Source organism: Amycolatopsis sp. ATCC 39116 (genome assembly GCF_000231075.2).
Lineage (GTDB): Bacteria > Actinomycetota > Actinomycetes > Mycobacteriales > Pseudonocardiaceae > Amycolatopsis_E > Amycolatopsis_E tucumanensis.
Map to the genome: position 1 here is coordinate 351584 of NZ_AFWY03000001.1, position 21257 is coordinate 372840.

General features: G+C 71.6%; 25 protein-coding genes and 1 riboswitch. Of the genes, 14 read left to right on the forward strand and 11 right to left on the reverse strand.

Annotation, left to right across the window (positions count from 1 at the left end):
* Positions 1-35: 35 nt before the first annotated feature.
* Complete coding sequence (locus AMY39116_RS0301870; RefSeq protein WP_020416020.1) at positions 36-629, reverse strand: cysteine hydrolase; 594 nt, start codon at positions 627-629, stop codon at positions 36-38.
* A 63-nt stretch (positions 630-692) separates the two neighbouring features.
* On the opposite strand from AMY39116_RS0301870, the gene AMY39116_RS0301875 reads away from it, so the two are divergent.
* A complete protein-coding gene (locus AMY39116_RS0301875; protein ID WP_020416021.1) occupies positions 693-1070 on the forward strand; it encodes a VOC family protein in 378 nt (125 codons plus the stop codon).
* Between the two features lie 29 nt (positions 1071-1099).
* A complete protein-coding gene (locus AMY39116_RS0301880) occupies positions 1100-1432 on the forward strand; it encodes a glyoxalase superfamily protein (RefSeq protein WP_020416022.1) in 333 nt (110 codons plus the stop codon).
* A gap of 64 nt (positions 1433-1496) precedes the next feature.
* On the opposite strand, the gene AMY39116_RS47305 is transcribed toward AMY39116_RS0301880, so the two are convergent.
* Together AMY39116_RS47305 and AMY39116_RS0301890 are read right to left on the reverse strand one after the other, a co-directional pair.
* Positions 1497-1700, reverse strand: a complete 204-nt coding sequence (locus AMY39116_RS47305; RefSeq protein WP_020416023.1) for a hypothetical protein — start codon at positions 1698-1700, stop codon at positions 1497-1499.
* A 384-nt stretch (positions 1701-2084) separates the two neighbouring features.
* Positions 2085-2675, reverse strand: a complete 591-nt coding sequence (locus AMY39116_RS0301890; protein ID WP_020416024.1) for a TetR/AcrR family transcriptional regulator — start codon at positions 2673-2675, stop codon at positions 2085-2087.
* 107 nt (positions 2676-2782) lie between these two features.
* Here AMY39116_RS0301890 and AMY39116_RS0301895 point away from each other — a divergent pair, with 107 nt between their 5' ends.
* From AMY39116_RS0301895 to atzF, 6 genes are all read left to right on the forward strand, one after another.
* Positions 2783-3529: an SDR family NAD(P)-dependent oxidoreductase gene (locus AMY39116_RS0301895; RefSeq protein ID WP_020416025.1), complete on the forward strand. Its 747-nt coding sequence runs from the start codon at positions 2783-2785 to the stop codon at positions 3527-3529.
* Positions 3530-3661: 132 nt separating this feature from the next.
* A riboswitch (guanidine-I (ykkC/yxkD leader) is annotated at positions 3662-3771 on the forward strand.
* Between the two features lie 51 nt (positions 3772-3822).
* Positions 3823-5340, forward strand: coding sequence for an amino acid permease (locus tag AMY39116_RS0301900; RefSeq protein WP_020416026.1), 1518 nt, complete (start codon positions 3823-3825; stop codon positions 5338-5340).
* Positions 5337-6032: an urea amidolyase associated protein UAAP1 gene (locus tag AMY39116_RS0301905; protein ID WP_020416027.1), complete on the forward strand. Its 696-nt coding sequence runs from the start codon at positions 5337-5339 to the stop codon at positions 6030-6032. The genes AMY39116_RS0301900 and AMY39116_RS0301905 overlap by 4 nt, the downstream gene beginning before the upstream one ends.
* Positions 6029-6646, forward strand: coding sequence for an urea amidolyase associated protein UAAP2 (locus AMY39116_RS0301910; protein ID WP_020416028.1), 618 nt, complete (start codon positions 6029-6031; stop codon positions 6644-6646). The genes AMY39116_RS0301905 and AMY39116_RS0301910 overlap by 4 nt, the downstream gene beginning before the upstream one ends.
* A 2-nt stretch (positions 6647-6648) precedes the next feature.
* A complete protein-coding gene (locus tag AMY39116_RS0301915; protein WP_202961382.1) occupies positions 6649-8625 on the forward strand; it encodes a 5-oxoprolinase/urea amidolyase family protein in 1977 nt (658 codons plus the stop codon).
* Positions 8613-10247, forward strand: a complete 1635-nt coding sequence (atzF, locus tag AMY39116_RS0301920) for an allophanate hydrolase (protein WP_202961383.1) — start codon at positions 8613-8615, stop codon at positions 10245-10247. The genes AMY39116_RS0301915 and atzF overlap by 13 nt, the downstream gene beginning before the upstream one ends.
* 42 nt (positions 10248-10289) lie before the next feature.
* On the opposite strand, the gene AMY39116_RS0301925 is transcribed toward atzF, so the two are convergent.
* Positions 10290-11105: a transglycosylase SLT domain-containing protein gene (locus AMY39116_RS0301925; protein WP_235716033.1), complete on the reverse strand. Its 816-nt coding sequence runs from the start codon at positions 11103-11105 to the stop codon at positions 10290-10292.
* Between the two features lie 673 nt (positions 11106-11778).
* On the opposite strand from AMY39116_RS0301925, the gene AMY39116_RS0301930 reads away from it, so the two are divergent.
* From AMY39116_RS0301930 to AMY39116_RS0301940, 3 genes are read left to right on the forward strand one after another with little or no spacing between them, the layout of a single operon-like run.
* Complete coding sequence (locus AMY39116_RS0301930; RefSeq protein WP_020416032.1) at positions 11779-12135, forward strand: helix-turn-helix transcriptional regulator; 357 nt, start codon at positions 11779-11781, stop codon at positions 12133-12135.
* Entirely contained in the window at positions 12132-12620 is a 489-nt protein-coding gene (locus AMY39116_RS0301935) for an SRPBCC family protein (RefSeq protein ID WP_020416033.1), read from the forward strand. Before AMY39116_RS0301930 ends, AMY39116_RS0301935 begins: the two co-directional genes overlap by 4 nt.
* 1 nt (position 12621) lies before the next feature.
* Positions 12622-13173 (forward strand): maleylpyruvate isomerase family mycothiol-dependent enzyme, encoded by a 552-nt coding sequence (locus AMY39116_RS0301940; RefSeq protein ID WP_020416034.1) that lies wholly within the window; start codon positions 12622-12624, stop codon positions 13171-13173.
* Between the two features lie 8 nt (positions 13174-13181).
* Here AMY39116_RS0301940 and AMY39116_RS0301945 read toward each other — a convergent pair whose 3' ends face one another.
* The gene (locus AMY39116_RS0301945; protein WP_020416035.1) at positions 13182-14081 is read right to left on the reverse strand and encodes a LysR family transcriptional regulator ArgP; all 900 of its coding nucleotides are present in this window, start codon (positions 14079-14081) and stop codon (positions 13182-13184) included.
* Between the two features lie 69 nt (positions 14082-14150).
* On the opposite strand from AMY39116_RS0301945, the gene AMY39116_RS0301950 reads away from it, so the two are divergent.
* Positions 14151-14768 carry a LysE family transporter gene (locus AMY39116_RS0301950; RefSeq protein WP_020416036.1) on the forward strand — a complete coding sequence of 206 codons (618 nt, stop codon included), beginning with the start codon at positions 14151-14153 and terminating at the stop codon, positions 14766-14768.
* Positions 14769-14773: 5 nt separating this feature from the next.
* On the opposite strand, the gene AMY39116_RS0301955 is transcribed toward AMY39116_RS0301950, so the two are convergent.
* Positions 14774-15214, reverse strand: coding sequence for a DUF6314 family protein (locus AMY39116_RS0301955; RefSeq protein ID WP_020416037.1), 441 nt, complete (start codon positions 15212-15214; stop codon positions 14774-14776).
* 46 nt (positions 15215-15260) lie between these two features.
* Complete coding sequence (locus tag AMY39116_RS0301960) at positions 15261-15836, reverse strand: TetR/AcrR family transcriptional regulator (protein WP_039791134.1); 576 nt, start codon at positions 15834-15836, stop codon at positions 15261-15263.
* Between the two features lie 84 nt (positions 15837-15920).
* Between AMY39116_RS0301960 and AMY39116_RS0301965 the strand changes: the two genes are divergently transcribed.
* Positions 15921-16973 carry an NAD(P)-dependent alcohol dehydrogenase gene (locus AMY39116_RS0301965; RefSeq protein ID WP_020416039.1) on the forward strand — a complete coding sequence of 351 codons (1053 nt, stop codon included), beginning with the start codon at positions 15921-15923 and terminating at the stop codon, positions 16971-16973.
* Positions 16974-17067: 94 nt separating this feature from the next.
* Here AMY39116_RS0301965 and AMY39116_RS0301975 read toward each other — a convergent pair whose 3' ends face one another.
* From AMY39116_RS0301975 to AMY39116_RS0301990, 4 genes are read right to left on the reverse strand one after another with little or no spacing between them, the layout of a single operon-like run.
* On the reverse strand, positions 17068-17511 hold the full coding sequence (locus AMY39116_RS0301975) for an SRPBCC family protein (protein WP_020416041.1): 444 nt from the start codon (positions 17509-17511) through the stop codon (positions 17068-17070).
* A 12-nt stretch (positions 17512-17523) separates the two neighbouring features.
* Complete coding sequence (locus AMY39116_RS0301980; RefSeq protein ID WP_020416042.1) at positions 17524-18675, reverse strand: epoxide hydrolase family protein; 1152 nt, start codon at positions 18673-18675, stop codon at positions 17524-17526.
* Positions 18676-18735: 60 nt separating this feature from the next.
* On the reverse strand, positions 18736-19623 hold the full coding sequence (locus AMY39116_RS0301985; protein ID WP_020416043.1) for an AraC family transcriptional regulator: 888 nt from the start codon (positions 19621-19623) through the stop codon (positions 18736-18738).
* Positions 19624-19660: 37 nt separating this feature from the next.
* On the reverse strand, positions 19661-20695 hold the full coding sequence (locus tag AMY39116_RS0301990) for an NAD-dependent epimerase/dehydratase family protein (protein ID WP_020416044.1): 1035 nt from the start codon (positions 20693-20695) through the stop codon (positions 19661-19663).
* A 56-nt stretch (positions 20696-20751) separates the two neighbouring features.
* Between AMY39116_RS0301990 and AMY39116_RS0301995 the strand changes: the two genes are divergently transcribed.
* Positions 20752-21216, forward strand: a complete 465-nt coding sequence (locus tag AMY39116_RS0301995) for a MarR family winged helix-turn-helix transcriptional regulator (protein WP_020416045.1) — start codon at positions 20752-20754, stop codon at positions 21214-21216.
* Positions 21217-21257: the final 41 nt, after the last annotated feature.

The window sequence follows — 21257 nt, forward strand, 5'->3', positions numbered from 1 at the left end:
TCCCGGACGAGACGGCGGCGGCGGATGTGACAGCGCTACCCGGCGGTGATCTCGGCGGCGGTGCGGCAACCCGCGGTGGCGAGGTCGAGGTTGGCCAGCGAGGCCAGGTGCACGGTTTCGTCGGCGGCGGCCACGCAGTCGCTCACCGGGTGGACGACGAACCCGAGGTCGGTGGCGTGGCGCGCGGTCTGCTCGACGGTCAGGTTGGTGGCCACCCCGGTGACGTACAGGGTGGTGATGCCGGCGTCGCCGAGGCGGGCGGCGAGGTCGTTGCCGGCGAGCCCGGAGAGCTTCTGGTTGTCGGCGACGTGGTCGGGCTTGGCGAGGTGGGTCATTTCGGGGATGAGCTGGGTGCCCGCCGCGCCGGGCCGGAACTGCTCCTGCGCCTGGCCGACGGCGGTCATGAACGCGGTGTTGCGCACGAGCCTGCCCTCGTCCTCGGGGATCGTGAAGCGGGTGAAGTAGATGGGGATGCCGGCGCCGGCGGCCCACTCGTGGAACCGGACCGCGCGGCCGACGACCCCGCTGCGCTCGACGGGCGCGGCGAGCATGCCGCCGAAGAAGCCCTCCGGTTTGATGACGTTGACCTGCCAGTGCAGAGCGAGCACGGCGCTGTGTTCGACGGTCATCTCCCGAGCCTATCGGCGGCCTACAGTGGGAGGCAGAAGTTTCTGCGGGGAAGGGAGCAGGCCATGGCCGTCCAGCTCAACCACACGATCGTCGAGGCCCGCGACCGGGAGGCGACGGCGAAGTTCCTGACGGAGATCCTCGGGCTGCCGGATCCGGTGCCGTACGGCCCGTTCCTGGTGGTGCAGACCTCGAACGAGGTGTCACTGGACGTGGTCGGCACCGACGGGCCGGTGCACCCCCAGCACTACGCCTTCCTGGTGAGCGACGCGGAGTTCGACAGCATCTTCGAGCGGATCACCTCGCGCGGGCTGGAGTACTGGGCGGACCCGTTCGGCCGGGAGCCGGGCCGCATCAACCACCACGACGGCGGCCGCGGCGTGTACTGGAACGACCCGAACGGGCACCGGCTGGAGATCATCACCAAGCCGTACGGGGGCTGACCGCGCGCCGGGTCTGCGACGATGGCCGCGTGGACGAGGAAGTCATCCCCATCCTGCGGGTGGCGGACGCCGCGGCGGCGGTCGCCTGGTACGAGCGGCTGGGGTTCACCAAGCAGTGGGAGCACCGCTTCGAACCGGAGCTGCCCGCTTTTGTCGAGGTTGCCAGGGGTCGCGTGCGGTTGTTCCTGTCGGAACACACGGGCGACGCGCGCCCGGACACGTTGGTCTACCTGCGATTGCGGGATGTGGACGCCATCGCCGCCGCGTTCGGCGTGCCGGTGGAGGAGGCTCCGTGGGCGCGGGAGATCGAGCTGCGCGACCCCGACGGCAACCGGCTGCGGATCGGCACGCCGACGGAGTGAGCGCTGCGCCGGGCCCGGCAACCGGCAGGTGCATCCAGATTGGCAAGGGTGATGCGTAACTCTGTTACTGGTCGTAGGCGGTCAGGGATCGGGTGGTGGGTTGGCTTTTGAGGGTGTCGTTGACCGATTCGATGAGCTGGCGGATCAGCCGGACGCCGCGCTCGGTGAGGTAGTGGTCGAGTTCGCGGGAGACGTAGCCCTTGTCGGCGATGATCAGCAGTCCGGGGCCCTCGGTGAGCAGGTGGGGTTCGTGGTCGCAGATCGCCATGAGTACCTGGGCAGGGAGCGGCCACACTCCACCGGGGTCGAGTCGACGATCCAGGTGGTGTCGGTCCACAGGTCGGTATCGGCTGCGAGCCAGCGCATCACCTGTTTGACCAGTGGCGACGCGGCACGCGGGCGACGGTTGTAGCCGGACTGGCCGGGCAAGTACCGGAACGTGCCGGGCATCCGGACGGGCAGGAACCGCAACCACCGGGCCTTGGAGGTGAACCCCAGCAACGCCTGGGCCACGGCCAGGGTGACCAACTCGGCGTCGGTCAGCTTCGGTGCCCGGCCAGCCGACGCCGGCCCGCCAAGCGGTCGTGTTCAGGTCTGTCGTCACAAACGGATCTTGAACACCCTTCGTCCGTCTCTAGTGCGAACGGGCGGTTCAGGCGCCGGAGTGGTCCGGCAGGAGCCGAGCCGCCAGTGATCGTGCCGTGGCGGTGAGCGTGGCCGTGTCCAGCCCGGTCCGGCTCATGAACACGAGCCCTTGTTGCGCGGCCAGGAGAGCCCTCGCGAGTTCGATCGGTTCCGTTCCGGCCGGCAGGTCGCCCTCGCGTTGGGCGCGGGCGACGCAGTCGCCGATCAGCGCGGTGGTCGTCTCGTAGGCGCGGTGAGCGTGGTCGAGGACTTCCGGATCGGCGTTACCGAGTTCGCTGGTGCTGTTGGCCAGCAGGCAGCCACGCCGCACGCCCGAGTCGTCGACCGGTGCTTCGAGGAGCATGCGCAGTGCGTCCAGGGCCCGCGGCGCCTCGGCGAGGGCTTCCCGGAGACGGCGGTGGTTGTCGTCCGTGTAGGCGCGCAGCGCCCGGAGGAAGAGCTGACGCTTGTCGCCGAACGCCGCATACAGGCTGCCCTTGCCGAGGCCGCTGACCCGCATCAGGTCTTCCAACGAGGTCGCCGCGTAACCGGCGTCCCAGAACTGATCACGGACGGCGTTCAGCACCTGCTTCTCGTCGAACGATCGCGGTCGTGCCATGCGGACAGGATATCGAGTTCTTGACCGTGCGGTCCAGCACGCTTATGGTGGACCGCGCGGTCAAGAACTCCTTGGCCCGTTGCACGCGAGAAAGTTGGGAAACACACATGGGAAAGCTGGACGGCAAGGTGGCGATCGTGACCGGCGGGTCGCGGGGCATCGGGGCGGCCTCGGCGCTGGCGCTGGCCGACGAGGGCGCCGACGTCGCGATCAGCTACTCGGCCTCGGCGGACCAGGCCAAGGCTGTGGTCGCCGACCTGGAGGCGAAGGGGGTGCGGGCGGCGGCTTTCCAGGCCGACCAGGCGGACGCGGCGCAGGCGGCGGGCTTGATCCACCACGTGGCCGAGCAGTTCGGGAAGCTGGACATCCTGGTCAACAACGCGGCCGTGAGCGGTGGCGGCCTCGTGGGCAGCGAGCCCGTCGACCAGGCCGCCATCGAGCGGCAGCTCGCCGTCAACTACACCAGCGTGGTGGCCGCGGTCCAGGCGGCGGTGCCGTTGCTGCCCGATGGCGGGCGGATCGTCAGCATCAGCTCAGGCGTGGCCACCCGGGCGGGTTTCCAGGGGATGGCGTACTACACGGGCACGAAGTCGGCCCTCGAGGGCTTCAGCCGGGGCGCGGCCCGCGATCTGGCGCAGCGGGGCATCACGGTCAACGTCGTCCAGCCCGGGTTCGTCGACACCGACGGAAACCCCGCCGACGGCCCGGCCGCGTCCACGTTCCTCCCGACCGCGGCGATGGGCCGGTACGGCAGGCCGGAGGAGATCGCCGCGGGCGTCGTCTTCCTCGCCAGCCCGCAGGCCTCCTACGTCACCGGCGCGGTGCTGCGGATCGACGGCGGATACGCGGCATAGCCCGACCGCGCGAAGTTAACCCCGCATGACCTGATCCGTCCGCCCGAGGCGATCACCGATACACCACGTTAACGCCCGCGAAGCGGTCGTGACACCGCTGCCGGGTGCACTGTTCCACGACCCGCACCAGTTGCGGGGCGCGTCTAGGGTTCCGCCACCGCCGGGTGGGTCTGGTCCGAGAGACGCAGGCGGTCCGCGCCGGATGCGGAACCGTTCCACGGCGGGAGAAAAGCCCGGGAGGCCATCACGGCCCCGGGCTGCGTGCGTGGTCCGGGGATGATCCGGAGGTGGGTATGTCCGTCACGCATCCCCAGACCACGCCAGACGCCGACGCCGGGGACCTCTCCGGCTTCGGCTACGGCCAGCAGCTGAAACGCAAGATCGGGTCCTACGGGTCGTTCGCCGCGGGGTTCTCCTTCGTCTCCATCCTCACGACCGTCTTCCAGCTGTTCTTCTTCGGCTTCTCCTTCGCAGGCCCGGCGTTCTTCTGGACCTGGCCGATCGTGCTGGCCGGGCAGCTGCTCGTCGCGCTGTGCTTCGCCGAGCTGGCGGCCCGCTACCCGATCTCGGGCGTCATCTACCAGTGGTCGAGCCGTCTCGGGGGGCGGCTGTGGGGCTGGACCGCGGGCTGGCTGATGATCGTCGCGCAGACGGTCACCCTCGCCGGCGCCGCGATCGCCCTCCAGGTCGTGCTGCCGCCGGTCTGGTCCGGCTTCCAGCTGATCCCCGGCGACTCCGCGCTGACCTCCCCCACCGGCGCGGCCAACGCCGTCCTGCTGGGCGTGCTGCTGCTGGCCGTCACCACGGCGATCAACGCGATCGGCGTGCGCCTGATGTCGGTCGTCAACAGCGTCGGCGTCACCTGCGAGCTGGTGGGTGTCGCGCTGTTGTGCGTCGCGTTGTTCTCCCGCGCCGAGCGCGGCCCCGGCGTGGTGCTGCAGACGCAGGGCGTCGAGGGCCACAGCTACCTGTGGGCGTTCGCGGTGTCCGGGTTGATGGCCGCCTACGTGCTGGTCGGCTTCGACAGCGCGGGCGAGCTGTCCGAGGAGACGCACAACCCGCGCCGCACCACGCCGCGCACCATCCTGCGCGCCGTGCTGATCTCCGGTCTCGGCGGCGCGCTCATGCTGCTGGCCACCCTGATGGCCGCGGGCAGCGTCACCGACGGCAGCCTCGGCGACCCGGCACTGGGCCTGCCCGGGGTGCTGATGAGCCGCCTCGGCGACACGCTCGGCCGGGTCTTCCTGGTGGACGTCGCGATCGCGGTGACGGTGTGCACGCTGGCGATCCAGACCGCCGCCACCCGGATGGTGTTCTCGATGGCCCGCGACCGCGTCCTGCCCTTCGCCGGCGGCCTGGCGAAGGTCAACCCGCGCACCGGCACCCCGGTCCGCGCCTCGGTCGTGGTCGCGGTCGTCGCGGCGGCGGTGCTGCTGATCAACATCGGCAACCCTGCGCTGTTCACCACCGTCGCGAGCGTCTGCATCATGCTGCTTTACTTGGCCTACCTGATGGTGACGCTGCCGCTGCTGATCCGCCGCCTGCGGGGTGAGCTGCCTGCCGCACCGGGCTATTTCAGCCTCGGCCGCTGGGGTGTGGTCGTCAACGTGCTCGCGGTGGTGTGGGGCGCGGCGATGGCGGTGAACCTGGGCTGGCCGCGAGCCGAGGTGTTCGATCCCGAGGGCGGGCACCCGTACCTGCAGTGGTTCGCTCCCCTGTTCCTCGCCGGCACGCTGCTCGTCGGCGCGCTCGCGTACGCAGTGCAGGCGCGCCGCCCCGCGCTGGCGCCGGTTCTGGAGGGTGCCGCGTGAGCGAGGTCCTGCTGTCCCACGAGATCCCCGGCGGCGCCGCCTGGTCGGTCCTGGTCCGCGGTGGCCGGGAGCTGAAGCTGACCGCCACCGGTGACGGCGCGAACTGCTCGACGCTGCTGTTCGCCGCGCACCACCCCGTGGACCGGCTCAACGTCCCGGACACGTTGAAAGCGCAGATGAGCGCCCGGATCCAGGCGCCGATGGTGCTGATGTCCGATCGCGGCACCGCGTTGTGCTCGGTCACTGGGTCGTCCCTGGACTGGCACGACGCGCTCAGCGGCCACTCCGTCGACGTCGCGCAGTACGGTCCCTCGTCCTATTCGGCCGATCGCAACGCGTGGCGCCGGTCCGCCCGCGACGGTTTCCTGAGCGAGCTGCGCAAGCACGGCCGCGGGCCGGCGGACCTGCACGCGTGTGTCAACTTCTTCAGCAAGGTCGCGATCTCCGGCGAGGGCGTGCTGACCTTCGCGCCCGGACACGCGTCGGCGGGCGACTGGGTGGCCCTACGGGCGGAGATGGACGTGCTGGTCGTCCTGTCCACGTCGCCGCACCCGCTCGATCCACAGTGGAATCCCGGCGGCGTGCTGGCCGAGGTCCGGCCCGCTCCCGAACCCGGCGAGGACGACCCGTCGTGGACGTTCCGCGACGAAAGCGCCCGCGCCCTGCGAGCCGCCCGGGAGGTGCTGGCATGACCGGCACGATCACCGAAGCCGCCCTCGACACGACCGTCGCCGACGGTGACGGCTACATCGGCACCATCCCGGCCGGCGGCACGTTCCGCATCGTCGACCTGCACGGCAACCAGGCCGTGGACACCCTGTTCTACGACGCCGCCGACATCGACAACCGCTACAGCGCGATGGACACCGTGCGGGAGCAGGGCAGCGCCTACCTCACCACCGGGTCGCGCCTGCTGTCGGTGAACCTGGACGTGCTGGCCACGATCACCGCCGACACCTGCGGCCGCCACGACACCCTGGGCGGGGCGTGCGCGCAGGAGTCCAATGTGGTCCGGTACGGCGAGCACACCCGTCATCAGCACGCCTGCCGGGAGACGTTCCTGCGCTACGGGGCGCAGGTGGGCATCGGCGCGCGGCAGCTCGGGCACAACATCAACTTCTTCATGAACGTGCCGCTGACCGCCGAGGGCGGGCTGACGTTCGAGGACGGCCTGTCCGCGCCGGGCAAGTATGTCGAAGTGCGCGCCGAGCGCGACCTGTACGTGCTGATCAGCAACTGCCCGCAGCTGAACAACCCGTGCAACGGGTGGAACCCGACGCCGGTGCGGCTGCTGGGCTGGTGGTGACCGTGGAGGTACTGACGCCAGGCACGCAGACGACGGTGCAGGACCTGACGGGCAGGGGCGGCATGTGGGACGTCGGGGTGCCGCCCTCGGGCGCGTGGGACGACCTGTCCTTCGCGCTGGCCAACGCCGCGGTGGGCAACCCGCCGGACGCGGCCGGCCTGGAAGCGGTGGTCACCGGGCCGGTGCTGCGCTTCGACCGGCGCACCACGGTGTGCCTGACCGGTGCGACGCACCGGGCCACGGTGGACGGCCGTCCGCTGCGCCCGGGGATCGTCACGCCGGTGGCGGCGGGGTCGGTGCTCGACGTCGGCCCGTGCGACGGGCCCGGGATGCGCGCGTACCTGGCGGTCGCGGGCGGGATCCGGGTACCGGAGGTGTTCGGCAGCCGCGCCACGTTCCTGCTCGGCGGCTTCGGCGGGCTGGACGGCCGCGCGCTCGCCGCCGGGGACGAGCTGACCGTCGGACGCACCGAGAACCTGGGCGCACCGATGGACGTGGCACCGATCCTGCCCCGCATCGGGTCCGAGTGGACGGTCCGGGTGCTGGCCGGGCCACACGGCGCTCCCGAGTACCTCACCGAGGAGGGCGCGCGGGAGCTGCTGGAAACACCGTGGACGGTCGACCACCGCGCCGACCGCACGGGTGTGCGGCTGACCGGTCCCCCGCCGAAGTGGTCGCGGCGCGACGGCGGCGAGGCGGGCCTGCACCCGTCGAACATCCACGACAGCGCCTACCCGGTGGGCGGGATCATGCTGTCCGGCGACACGCCGGTCGTGGTCGGCCCGGACGGCCCGAGCCTCGGCGGGTTCGTGGTGCCGTTCACCGTGATCCGCGCGGACCGCTGGAAGCTGGCGCAGGCCCGGCCGGGCGACCCGGTGCGGCTGGTGCTGGTGTCACCGGCGGAAGCGGAGGCGATCAACGCGGAGCGGGCGGCACTGTTGGCCGATCCCCGGGCAGCCGTCGCGGCCGAGTTCGCGGGCACGCCCGCTCCGGCGCCGATGCTGCCCGCGCCGCGCGCGGAGTTGTTGCGGGAGCACGGTTTCCTGCGGGAGCGGGCGGATCCGGCGGTGGTGATGCGCCGAGCCGGCGACCACCACCTGCTCGTCGAAGCCGGGCCGGCGGTGCTGGACCTGCACGTGCGGGTGTGGGTGCACCTGCTCGCCCAGGCGCTGCGCGCGTCGGCGACCGGCGGGGTGACCGAGATCGTGGAGGGCGTGCGCTCGCTGCTGGTCCAGGTGGATCCGGACCGGCTGCCGCTGGAACGGCTGGCCGGGCTGCTCGACGAGCTGGCCGGTGCGGTGCCCGATCCGGCCGGGGTGACGCTCGACGTGCGGGAGGTGACGCTGCCGATCGCGTTCGATCACCCGGCCGCGCACGAGGCGATGGCGCGGTACACGCGCTCGGTGCGGCCGGACGCGCCGTGGTGCCCGGACAACGTCGAGTTCATCCGGCGCATCAACGACCTGCCGGTGCGCGACGACGTGTTCCGGATCCTGCGTGAGGCGACGTACGTGGTGATCGGGCTGGGCGACGTCTACCTGGGCGCCCCGGTGGCGTTGCCGACCGATCCGCGGCACCGGCTGGTGACCACGAAGTACAACCCGGCGCGCACGTGGACGCCGCAGAACGCCGTCGGCATCGGCGGCGCGTACCTGTGCGTGTACGGGATGGAAGGCCCCGGTGGCTACCAGCTGGTCGGGCGGACGGTCCCGGTGTGGCGGCACGTGCCGGGCTCGGACGAGCCGCCGTGGTTGCTGCGCCAGTTCGACCGTCTGCGGTTCACCCCGGTCACCGCGGAGGAGCTGGCCGATCTGCGGGCCGACGTCAAGGCCGGACGATCCGGGTTGGAGACGAGCCCAGCGAAGTTTTCCTTGTCCGAAGTGGACGAGCTGGAGTCGAAGCACCGCGAGGAGATCGCGTTGTTCCGCAAACGCAGGCAGGCGGCGTTCGACGCCGAACGGGAGAGGTGGGATCGTTGACTCCGCTGGTTGCCTTGAAGGCGGCGCGGGAGGTGGACCAGCCCGCGTTCATCTCGCTGCTGGACGAGGACCGGGTTCAGTCCACCACGGACGGCCCGCTGGCCGGGATTGCGTTCGCGGTGAAGGACAACATCGACGTCGCCGGGGTGCCGACCACCGGCGGGTGCCCGGCGCGGGACACGCCGGCGACGGCGAACGCGTTCGCCGTACAGCGGTTGCTGGACCGCGGCGCGGTGCCGATCGGCAAGACCAACCTGGACCAGTTCGCCACCGGCCTGGTCGGCACCCGCTCCCCCTACGGCGCGTGTCACAGCGTCTTCTCGCCGGCGCACGTCAGCGGCGGGAGCAGTTCGGGCAGCGCGGTGGCGGTCGCGCTCGGGGTGGTGCCGTTCGCCCTGGGGACGGACACCGCGGGCAGCGGCCGGGTCCCGGCGGCGTTCAACGGCCTGATCGGGGTGAAGCCGACCCGGGGGCTGGTGTCCACGCGCGGCTTGCTGCCCGCGTGCCCGTCGCTGGACTGCATCACCACGCTGACCAGGACGGTCGCCGAGGCGCGGCCGGTGCTGGACGCGCTGGTGGCATTCGACGAGGTCGATCCGTGGTCGCGGCCGGCGCCCGCGCTGCTGCCGCCGGGCGTCGCGCGCCGGATGCGGGTGATCGCGGCGCCGGACGGCCCGCTCGACCTGGATCCGGAGCACGAAGCGGCGTGGCTGGACGCCCTCACGCACGCGGCGCGGGTCGCGCACGTGGTGCGGGTGGACGTCGCGCCGTTCCTGGCGGCCGCGCGGCTGCTCTACGAGGCGGCGTTCGTGGCCGAGCGGCTGGCGGCGTTCGGGCACCTGCTCGACGGGCCGGGTGTGGACCCGACGGTACGGGGCATCGTGCGGGGCGCGGACCGGTACTCGGGCGCGGACGCCTTCGCGGGCCTGCACGAGCTGGCCCGGTTGCGGCGGCTCGCGGAGCGGGCCTTCACCGGCGCGGACGCGCTGCTGCTGCCGGTGACGCCGGGGCATCCCACGCTGGCTGAGGTCGCGGCCGATCCGGTCGGGGTCAACACGCGGCTGGGCACGTTCACGAACATGGCGAACCTGCTCGACCTGTGCGCGGTCGCCGTGCCTGCCGGGTCGCGCGCCGACGGGCTGCCGTTCGGGGTGCAGCTGCTCGCGCCGGCGTTCGCGGACGGCCCATTGCTGGACCTGGCCGCGCGGTGGACGGGCGAGACCGTGGCGCCACCCTCCGCGCGCACGCTGCTGGCCGTCGCGGGCGCACACCTGTCCGGTCAGCCGGCGAACGGCGACCTGGTGCGGCTGGGCGGGGTGCTGCACAGCCGGGCCCGCACCGGCCCCGGCCACCGCATGTACACAGTGGATGGTCCGTTCCCGCGGCCGGGGCTGCTCCACACGGGAGACGGCCCGGCGGACGGGATCGAGCTGGAGGTGTGGGACCTGCCGGAGGCGGCGATCGGCGCACTGCTGCCGACGATCGCGCCGCCCCTGCACCTGGGCCCGTTGACGCTCGACGACGGGTCCACTGTGCTCGGTTTCGTGGCCGACACCGCGTGCGCGGACCCTGCCAGGGACATCACCGCGTACGGCGGCTGGCGGGCGTACATGTCGAGCTGACACGACGGGCGCCCGTCCGGAGTGGACGGGCGCTCGTCGTCGTCAGTAACCGCGGTAACCGCTGCCCTTGAGCATCGACTTCAGTCCGGGGTGACCGTCGAAACCGCCGTAGCGGCTGATGGTGTAGCGCACCCCGGCGATGATGTTGTGCACCGGGTTGAAGATGTCGTCGTAGCCGGGGAGCTTGTGCGCGTTGAAGGTCGAGTCGATGCACTGCATCAGCCCCTTGGAGGGGTGACCTGCGCGCCAGTTGCTGTCCCAGCGGTTGACGGCCTGTGGGTTGCCGCTCGACTCCTTGTCGATGATCGTGCGGATCGCCTGCACGTCACCGCCGTCGACCGGCACACCCTGCGCCCGCATGACGCGGATGGCCTCGTTGATCCAGCCGGCGAGCTCGTCGCCGGTGGTGTCGAAGACCTCCGGGGCGGGAGCCGGCGCCGCGGCGGGGGTTTCCGCGGCGACGGTCTCCGTCGCGGCCGCCTCAGGGGCGGCGGTCTCGGGGGCGGCGGGGATGTCCAGGACCGTCGCCGGCGTGGTGACGATCCACGTCGACGGCGGCCCGAGGACCGGGAGGGCCGGGGTTGCGTCGGCGACCGGGGCAGCGCCGGCGACGGGCGCCGGGGGAACGGCTTCGCCGCCGGTGCTCGCCATGGCGAGCGGGCTGGCGGAGCCGGCCATGGACATCATGAGCAGGCCCGCCGAAACGGACGTGCGCGTGCTGATCCGGCCGAGGTTCTTCGGTTTGGCTGCGTGCCGCGGGCAGTACCTGTCCGGGGAAAACAGGGCCGCCTTTCGGGGAGCACGATTAGTGGAATTGTGGCTTCCCATGAACGGGAGGTCTCCTTGCTTGACGTTCAACCACGCCGACCCTGTCGGGGGCCAGGCCGGCGGGGGCCGTGCGGGATGCGGAACGGGGGATTTCCAGGTTCCCGCGAGGCCTCAGCCAGATTACGAACGCGCAACGGAGATATCACCAAACGGTGACTGAGCCCACAGTTTGAGGGGATGGGGGCCGATCTTGCCGGACCGGTGTTTCCGCAGCTCACGCTACGTTTCTACCGCTCGGTAACACCACTGCTACTCGGTCTGATCGAGGCCGATTCGAGGCGCCCTGGAGGTTACGCGACGGGGTGAATGACGTTCAGGATCAGCTCGCGGCGCGCCCGGAGCGGCACTCCCGCGGCGAGACGCCCGTCACCCCGTTTGAATGCGTTGCTCAACGCGCTTTCCGATCCATAACCGGTGACACGGGCAATAGTCGCCAATGTCGCGGAACCGTTCCGCAATTCCCGCGCGACCAGTTCGATGCGCCAGTGGCGAAACCGCGCCGCAAATCTGGAACGCGAGACCGCACATTCCCGGGCGAAGTCCGCTGCGGCGACTTCCCGTCCTGCGACCACGATGTATCGCCACTACGTGATCAGCCCCGGTGCTATCTCCGGCACTGGGCGCGCCTTTCTCAACCTCCTGGTTGACAACGTCCCGCCGAGGCGCCTACCGTCTTTCTCAACCAAGTAGTTGAGGAACCAGGGTGGACGAAACGACCGAGCAGCTCAACCGCGTCTTCGCGGCCCTCGCCGATCCGACCCGGCGCGACCTGGTCGCCCGGCTGGCCGCCGCCGACGCGACCGTCGGCGAGCTGGCCGAGCCGTACGACATGAGCCTCCAGGCGATCTCCAAGCACGTGAAGGTGCTGGAGGAAGCCGGCCTGGTGACGCGCAGCAAGGACGCCCAGCGGCGGCCCGTCCACCTCGACGCGGAGGTGTTCGACCTGATGACGAAGTGGATCGAGCGCTACCGCCGCACGGCCGAGGAACGGTACCGGCGCCTGGACGCCGTGCTGTCCCGCATGTCCGAGACGGACCAGCCCCAGGAGGACGCATCATGACCAGCACCAGGCAGGAAGCCCGCATCGTCGCGGCCGAGAAGGTCCCGACGATTGAGATCGTCCGCGAGTTCGACGCGCCACCCGCGCAGGTGTTCCGCGCGCACGTCGACCCCGAGCTCTTCGCGCAGTGGATCGGGCCGCACTCGGTCACCACGAGGGTCACCAAGTGGGACGCCCGCACCGGCGGCGAGTGGGCCTTCGCCAACGACCGCGACGGCGAGGAGATCGCGTCGTTCTTCGGCAGCTACCACGAGGTGCGGCCGGACGAGCGGATCGTGTGGACCTTCACCTACGAAGGCGAACCCGACGGCGTCGCGCTGGAAACGCTGACCTTCGAAGCGCTCGAGGGCGGGCGCACGCGGCTGACGACGCTCAGCGTGGTCAAGGACTTCGAGACCCGCGACGGGATCCTGTCCAGCGGCATGGACGTCGGGGTCAACGAGGGCTACGAGAAGCTCGACGCACTGCTCGCCAAGGGAGCCTGAGATGACGCCTGCCCAGCAGCACGCGCACGACGCGGCCCGCTTCACCGAGCTGGTCGAGTCCGCGGGCCCCGGCGACTGGACCCGGCCCAGCCCGGTCGCCGGGTGGACCGCACTCGACGTCGTGAAGCACCTCGTCGAGTGGTCCCGCGGGTTCCTGCGGGGCGCCGGGATCGAACTCCCCGCCCTGGACGTCGCGGCCGGCCCGGCCGCCGCCTGGAAGCAGCACGCCGCCGAGATCCAGGCGATCCTCGACGACCCGGCCGGGCGCGTGCTGAGCAACCCGCACACCGGCGACAAGCCCGTGGACGAGGCGATCGACCAGTTCTACACGGCCGACGTCTGGATGCACACCTGGGACCTGGCCAAGGCGCTCGGCCGCGAACCCGACCTCGGCCAGGACCGGTGCGCCGCCGCGCTCGCCGCCATGCGGCCGATCGAGCAGCTCCTGCGGGACAGCGGGCAGTACGGTCCCGCGGTGCCCGTGGCCGACGACGCCTCGCCGCAGGACCAGCTGATGGCCTTCATCGGCCGCGACCCGGCCTGGCGCCCCTGATCGTCCACTCAGGACGGTAGCGGGTGCAGCGCCTCCGCGGCCGCCGCGGTGATCGTGTCCGCGACGAGCGCCAGCGCGCGCACGTCCAGTTTCCACTGCTGCCAGTACAACGGCACGTCCCAGTGCAGGCCCGGTTCGAGTTCGACGAGGGCGCCGGACTCCAGCAACGGCCGGGCCTGCGGCTCCGGGACCAGGCCCCAGCCCAGGCCGGCCGCCACGGCGTCGCGGAAGCCCTCCGAGGTGGGCACGTGGTGTCGGTCCTCCGCGGCGTCCACACCGGACAGTGCGCGCACGAAGCGGTCCTGCAGTTCGTCCGCCTGGTCGAAGACGATCACCGGTGCGCCGGGCAGCCACCGCCGCAGCCGGCCGGACCGGTGGCGGGCCACGAAGTCCGGGTTCGCCGCGGGCAGGTAACGGGCGAGCCCCAGCGGGCGCACGAGGCAGCCGGCGACCGGGTCCGGCGACGAGGTCACCGCCGCCATCACCCGCCCCTCGCGCAGCAGCTCGGCGGTCCGCGTCTCGTCCTCGCGGTACAGCTCGAAGCACACCGGCGGATCTCGCGGCACCCGGGTGATCGCCGGCAGGAACCAGGTCGCGAGCGAATCGGCGTTCACCGCGATGGACAGGCGCGCGGGGCCGGGCTGGCCGTCGATCCCGAGTTCCCGCCGCGCGTCCTGGTTCAGCGCGGCGAGCTGGCGTGCGAACCGCACGACGACCTGCCCGGACTCGGTCGGCCGCACCGGTTTGGTGCGCATCAGCAGCACCCGGCCGACGCGCTGCTCCAGGGTCTTGATCCGCTGGCTGACCGCGGACGGGGTGACGTGCAGGGCCGCGGCGGCGGCGTCGAACGTGCCCTCGTCGACGACCGCGAGCAGCGTCCGCACCTGGTCGATGGGCAACTCGGTCATCACGCGCGCTAATGATACGTAAAAATCTTTAGCTGTACTGCGCGTCCGCCGCTGCTTAGCGTGGGTTGCGTGAACGTCCTCTCCGCAGGTCTGGCCGGGTTCGGCACGGGCCTGTCCCTCATCGTGGCCATCGGCGCGCAGAACGCGTTCGTCCTGCGCCAGGGCGTGCGGCGGCACGCGGTGGCCGCCGTCGTCGCGATCTGCGCCGCGTCCGACGCGGTGCTGATCGCGCTCGGCGTGGCCGGGCTGGGCGCGGTGGTGACCGCGTGGCCGGCCGCCCTCACCCTGGTCGGCCTGGCCGGCGGTGCTTTCCTGATCGGCTACGGCGTCCTCGCCGGGCGGCGCGCGCTGCGCCCGGCGGCCACCGGGTTGACGACGACGGGCGCCGCGGCAGGCTCGATCGGGGCGGCCGTGCTCACCTGCCTGGCGATGACCTGGCTGAACCCGCACGTCTACCTCGACACGGTGCTGCTGGTCGGTTCGGTCGCCGCGGACCGCGGGGACCTGCGGTGGATCTTCGGGCTCGGCGCGATGGCCGCGAGCCTGGCGTGGTTCGCCTGCCTCGGCTACGGCGCGCGGCTGCTCAGCCCGGTGCTGTCCCGGCCGGGCGCGTGGCGCGCGCTGGACGTCCTCGTCGCGGTGACCATGCTCGTGATGGGCACGATGCTGCTGGCACGCGCGCTGTGACCTCCTCAGCGGGCGCGCTCGTAAACCGTCTCGATCGAGTAGTCCTTCTCCGGCCCGGTGACCCGCATCCTCACTGTGAAGCGGTTTTCGTCCGGGAACTCGTAGTGACCGGCGTAGGTGTCCCGGCCGCAGAGGTGCACGTCGGACGCGGCGGCCTGGTCGAGGCGGAGCACGTGCAACGTCCGCGGCGGCCCCGGCTCGGCGAAGCAGATGCGGATCTGCCCCGGCTCCAGCCGGTAGTGGTACTCGCGGTAGACGTCGAGGACCTGCCCGCCGTCCAGGGCGAGCTGCCCGTCCTCGCGGTAGTGCAGCAGATCCGGCCCCGCGGGGCGGAACCGGGCCGACCCGGTCATCCGGCCGGTGCCGGGGAGGTTCCTGGTGATGGTCCACTCCCCCGGCAGGGCCGCGAACAGGCGCGCCTCGTCATCGCTGGGCGGGTTGTCCATACGACCAGGATGCCCGAGGACCCGGACGGTCACGGGCAGGGCCAGGTCAGCGGCCGGGGCGCAGCCCGGCGAGGTGGATGCGGAGGAAGCGACGCCAGCCTGCGTCGTCGCCGTCCGGCGAGGCCGCGACCACCCCTCGGAGCGCGACGATGAGCGCCTTGATGTCGTCGCCGGTCACGTCCGGCGCGAGAACCCCCGCCTCGACCGCCTTCCGCGTGAGCTGCCGGACCCGGTCCACGGTCCGCGCGCTCACGGCGTCCTCGGAGACGCGTTCGGTCAGGGCGGCGGCGTAGCGGCGTTTCTCGGCGTTGAAGGTCCCGACGAACTCGAGGAACCGCTCGAGAGCGGCGGGGTCCGGGTCCGCGAGTGCGGCCGCGGCGGCCTGGTCCATCTCCTCGACGAAAAGCCGCGCGATGGCGTCGAGGAGTTCGCCCTTGCCCGCGAACCGCCGGTAGATCGTGCCGACGCCGAGGCCGGCACGAGACGCGATGGCCTCCATGCTCGCCTGCGGTCCCTGCTCGGCGAAGACCGCGCGCGCCGCGTTGATGACGATCTCGTCGTTGCGCAAGGCGTCCCGGCGCGGCGCGCGGGGCGTGTTCGAGGCGTTCGTCCGTGGGGTCATCGCCATCGAGTGTACTAAAGCGGAATCCATCTTCCGTATCGTGTTATGGTGAATCGAGATTCCGTTTTACTGGAAGGACCCCTCATGAGGACCACGACCGGGTGGCAGAGCCTCGACCCCGCCACCAATGCACTGACTCGCGTCATCATCGAGCGGCGCGACCTGCGGCCGGACGACATCGCGGTGCGGATCGACTACTGCGGCGTCTGCCACAGCGACCTGCACCGCATCCACGGCATGCTCGGCGAGAAGGACCTCGTCCCCGGACACGAGGCGACTGGCGTCGTGGTCGCCCTCGGCCAGGCGGTCACCCGGTTCGCGGTCGGTGAGCGGGTCGCGATCGGGACGATCGTCGACTCGTGCGGCCAGTGCGCCATGTGCCTGGCCGGACAGGAGAACTACTGCTACAACCGCGCGACCACCACCTACGGCGGCACCGACCGCGTCGACGGCACCCCGACGAAAGGCGCCTACAGCCGCGAGTACGTGCTGCGCGAGAAGTTCGCGTTCCACCTGCCCGACGGGCTCGACCCCGCGGCCGCGTCGCCGCTCATGTGCGCCGGTGTCAGCGTCTGGGAGCCCATGCGGGCCGCGGGCGTCGGCCCCGGGAGCCGCGTCGCCGTCGCCGGTCTCGGCGGGCTCGGGCACCTCGCCGTGAAGCTCGCCGCCGCGCTCGGCGCCGAGGTCACCGTTCTCAGCCGCAGCACGGCCAAGGAGCCCGACGCCCGGCGCCTCGGGGCGTCCGATCTGCTCGTGACCACCGACGACGCCCAGGTCTCGGCCGCGAGGGGCCGGTTCGACTTCATCCTCGACACCATCTCCGGTGACCACGAGCTCACGCCGTTGATCGGCATGCTCGGCCTGGACGGCACGCTGTGCGTCCTGGGCAATCCCCTGCTGACCGGCCCGCGGCTCTGGGAGCTCGGCGCCGGGCGCAAGAAGCTCACCTCCTCCGGAACCGGTGGGCTGCGGCAGACCGCCGAGATGCTCGAGTTCTGCGCCGAGCACGGCATCACCGCCGACGTCGAAGTCCTTCCCTCGAGCGAGGTCGAAACCGCCCTGAACCGGCTCGCCACCGGCGACGTCCGCTACCGGTTCGTGCTGGACATGTCCGACCTCGACACCCCGGCCGCCTGAGGTCGCGAATGGACGACCGGTGGGTCTTCGTTCCCGGGAACGGCAAGAAGCCGACGTTCGGCGGCGACGGCGGCGCGTCTCGGCCGGACGGGGCCTAGTGGCTCACCGTGGCCGCGTGCTCGGCGAGCCCCGCCGCCATCCTGCCCATGAAACGGCGGAGGTACAGCCGCATGAACCAGCCCATCCCCCGCCGGGCCCGGTACGTGCCGTGCCACCGGATGCGCGTTCCGCCGCCGGGGAGTTCCCGCAGTTCGACCGCGGCCCGGTAGTCGGTCAGCTGCGGGTTCTCCGCGCCCTCGTAGGCGAACCGGCGGCCGGGTTCCAGTTCGGTGATCCGCTCCTTGGTGACGACCTTCCCGGTGCGGAACGCGCGAACCGCGCCGACTTCGTCCCGGCCATCGGCGGAAAGGCCTTCCGACTGGTCGGCTTCCAGCGCGTCGACCGCGGACCAGGTCGGCCAGCTGCGCGCGTCGAGCAGCAGGGACCACACCACCGACGGCGGCGCGGGGGTCTCGGCGGTGACGTCGTAGGACTGCATTCTCCGGTTTCCTCATTCTGTCGTGCGGTCGCGCACCTCGCGGAACGCGGCCCTGATCTCGGACACGAGAAGGGCGGGTTGCTCCAGCCCGGGGAAGTGGCCACCGCGGTCCAGGTCGTGCCACGTGCGCAAGTCCCGGTATCGCCGCTCCGCCCAACGGCGGGCGGTGGGCCAAGGTTCGGCGGGGAACAACGAACAGAAGGTGGGCACGGCGATCGGCAGTGCGTTCTCCTCCTCCGCGCTGCGCGGCACCCACCTGAGCGCTTCCCAGTACCACCGGGCACTGGACGCGCCGGTCCCGGTCAGCCAGTACAGCGCGATCGTGTCGAGCTGCTGCGTCAGGCTCACGCCGTCGGCGTCGGCGTAGGCCGCGAACTTTTCGCCGAGCCAGGCGGCCAGTCCGGCGGGTGAGTCGAGCAGGGCGTAGCCGATCGTCTGCGGCCGCGTGCCCATCAGCATCCCGAAGCCGTAGCCGTCGGCCAGGTGCCGGTCACGGCGGTCCAGCATCCGCTGTTCGTCCGGGGTCGGTGCCATGCGGTCGTCCGGCATGGGCGAGGCCACCGGCATCGTCAGGTGCAGCCCGGCGACGCGTTCGGGGAAGCAGCGGGCCAGTTCGGTACTCACGTGGGCGCCCCAGTCCCCGCCGTGCGCCGCGAACCGCGGGTAACCGAGCACCGTCATCAGCTCCGCCCACGCCCGTGCGGTGCGACCCGGGTGCCACCCCGGCTCAGCCGGCCGGTCGCTGAACCCGAATCCCGGCAACGCGGGCACGACCACGTGGAAGGCGTCGCGCGCGGACCCACCGTGCGCCACCGGATCGGTGAGCGGCCCGAGCACCTGCTCGAACTCCAGCACGGAACCCGGCCAGCCGTGGGTCAACAGCAGCGGCAGCGCGGACGGCTCCGGCGAACGAACGTGCCAGAAGGCGATCCCGAGCCCGTCGAGATGCACCCGGTAGTGCGGGATCGCGTTCCACCGGGCCTCGGTCGCGCGCCAGTCGTGCCGCCGCCACTCGTCTAGCAGCGCGGTGAGCCGCCGCAGCTCGAGCCCCTGCGTCGCGTCCGGCACCGTCTCGGGTTCGGGCAGCCGCACGTGGTCCAGTCGCGTACGAAGGTCGGCCAGGTCGTGTTCGGCGACGTGGATCTCGAAGGGCTCGGGCACCATGCGGGAAACCGTAGGACCGGCGCTCGTGCCCGGCCCATCCCCGGAATTGCGGTGTGCCGGTCAGGAATTGCGGTAGACCGAGGGACGCACGCCGGTGTGGCGCAGGAACGCGGTGGACAGCGCGCCGGGGCCGGCGAAACCGCACCGCCGGGCGATCCCGTCGAGCGCCAGGTCGGTGTTCCGCAGCAGCCGTTTCGCTTCCTCGATCCGCAGCCGGGTGAGGAACCGGTGCGGGGTCTCCCCCGTCGCGTTCCGGAACACCCGGACGAGGTGGTAGACGGACAGGTGCGCCTCGGCCGCGAGATCGGTCAACGTGACCGGCTCGGCGAGCCGTTCGCGCATGAACGCCACGACCGCGCGCACCCGCGTGTCCTCCCGCGCCGGAGCGCGGTCCGCGCGCAGTCGTCCGTGCCGGGTGAGCAGGTGCGTGGTCAGGAAGGCGCCGGCGGACTCGGCGTACAACTCGCCCGCTTCGCCGGGAAATCCGATCGCCCGGACGGCCGCTTCGAGCAGCGGGTCCCCCTCGGTGAGAGACGCCGCCATGGCCTCGTGATCCACGGTGCCACCGAGTTGCGCCGCGACCGTGTCGACGGTGTCGCGCGGGAGGTGCACCTGGACGCTCCGCATCGACTCGTTCCCGCGGTAGCGGGAGACGGACGGCTGGTGCGGGACGCTCAGCTGGAGGCGGCCCGGGATCCAGGGCACGCGCACGGGCCTGCCGCCGACGCTCCGCTCCATCTCCGCCTGCCCGGACAGCGGGAGCACGAGGTGCAGGTCCGCCGCGCCGGGCAGCGCCAGGTCCTCGGCGACCGGGACGTGCTCGAACCGCTGGACGAGCAGGGACCGCCAGCCTGCGTGGGTCCAGCTGCAGAACGTCTGCCGGACGAAGCGGTCCATGTCGAAACCGGCGTAGGGCTGCAGGTCGAACCGAGCGGAATCGAACACCACGATCCGAGGCTACCGATTTGATCTACGCCGAGCCGGATCAGTCGCCTCGACGACCGGGTGCTCGGCTGATGAGTGCGGTGGCGGTGTCGATGATCGTTCGCTCGGCGGGACGGGGACGCCAGCCGAGCCGGGTGCCTGCTTTGCTGCTGTCGGCGAGCCTTCTGCGGCCGAGTTCGGGGCGCAACATCGCCATCTGCGGGTTTCGCCTGGCGAGCAGTTTGAAGACGATGTCGGGCAGGGTCCGGGTGGGCACCTTCGCGGCTCGGTCCGGGAGGTTCTCACGCAGGATGCCGGCGATCTGCCGGTACCACAGGAAGGTGCCCGATCCGAGGAACCGCTCGCCCGCGGCCGCGGGGCTCGTCATGGCGAGGATGTGGAGTTCGGCGACATCGCGCACGTCCACGACGTTCCACCCGATGTTCGGCACGGCGGGGATCTCGCGGGTGAGCAGGCGGCGGACGACCTCGCTCGTTCCCGGCCTGTTCGACGCGCCGAGGGTGGGCCCCTGCATGAACGTGGGCAGGACGGCGGTCAGCTCCAGCCCGGTCTTGGCGGCGAGTTCCCATGCGTCGCGCTCGGCGAGGATCTTGGAATCGGGGTACGCCCGAGCCGGTGTGCCGGAGGGTGCGGTCCAGGTCGTCTCGGTCGCGGGTGTGTCCGGGTCGCCGGTGTCGGCCGCGACGCCGGAGGAGGTGAACACGGCCCGGGCCACCCCGGCGCGGGCGGCGGCGCCCAGGACGCGGCGAGTGCCCGCACGGGCGGTGGTCAGGAGATCAGCGGTCGAGTCGAAGGGCATCGGTGAAGCGGTGTGCAGCACGTAGCGCACGCCCGAGAGCGCCTCGTCCCAGCCATCGTCGGTCAGAAGGTCCGCCACCGCGAAATCGATGGTCCCGGCCGCTGTCCCGCCTGCCTGCTCACCGACGGCGCGGCGCACCTGCTCGGCCTTGTCGAGGCTTCGCACCGTGGTGCGCACCCGGTAGCCGCGCTCGAGCAGGCCCGCGATCACCCAGCCGGCCAGGTAGCCGGTTCCTCCCGTGACGAGCACGGTTTCGCCGACGCGACTCTCGGTCATTTACCCTCCAAAAATCATTGAGTTTTTCATTGATATGTTGAGGGTACCATGACGTCATGACCGTGGACCGTGATCCGCAGGGGACGACGGCTGCCCGCCCGGACGTCGAGCGCAAGGGCGAGATCGTCCGTGTTCTGATGGAGGTCGGAGACGCCGCGAACGCGGTGGTCGCTCAGGTGCTCGGCGAGTTCGGGGTCCCGGCCTCCGTCACCGGCACGCTGTGGGCGCTCGCCCCAGGCAACGAGCCGCCCACGATGCGGGACATCGCGGCCCGCCTGCGCTGCGATCCCTCCACGGTCAGCCTCGCCGCGGACAAGCTTCAGCGCCTGGGACTCGTGGCCCGGCAGTCCCATCCCGGCGACGGCCGCAAGCGCACCCTGGCCCTGACGGAACACGGGCACGAGCTGTGGCAGGCGCTCCGGGCCCGACTGCACGCCTCCGGTCTCTTCGCCCGTCTCGACGCGCAGGAACAGGACATGCTGCTCGCGCTGCTGACGAAGATGCGCGATCCGTCGCGCTGAGGCACCGGCGCGCGCCTGTCCAAGACTCGCGTGTGCACTCG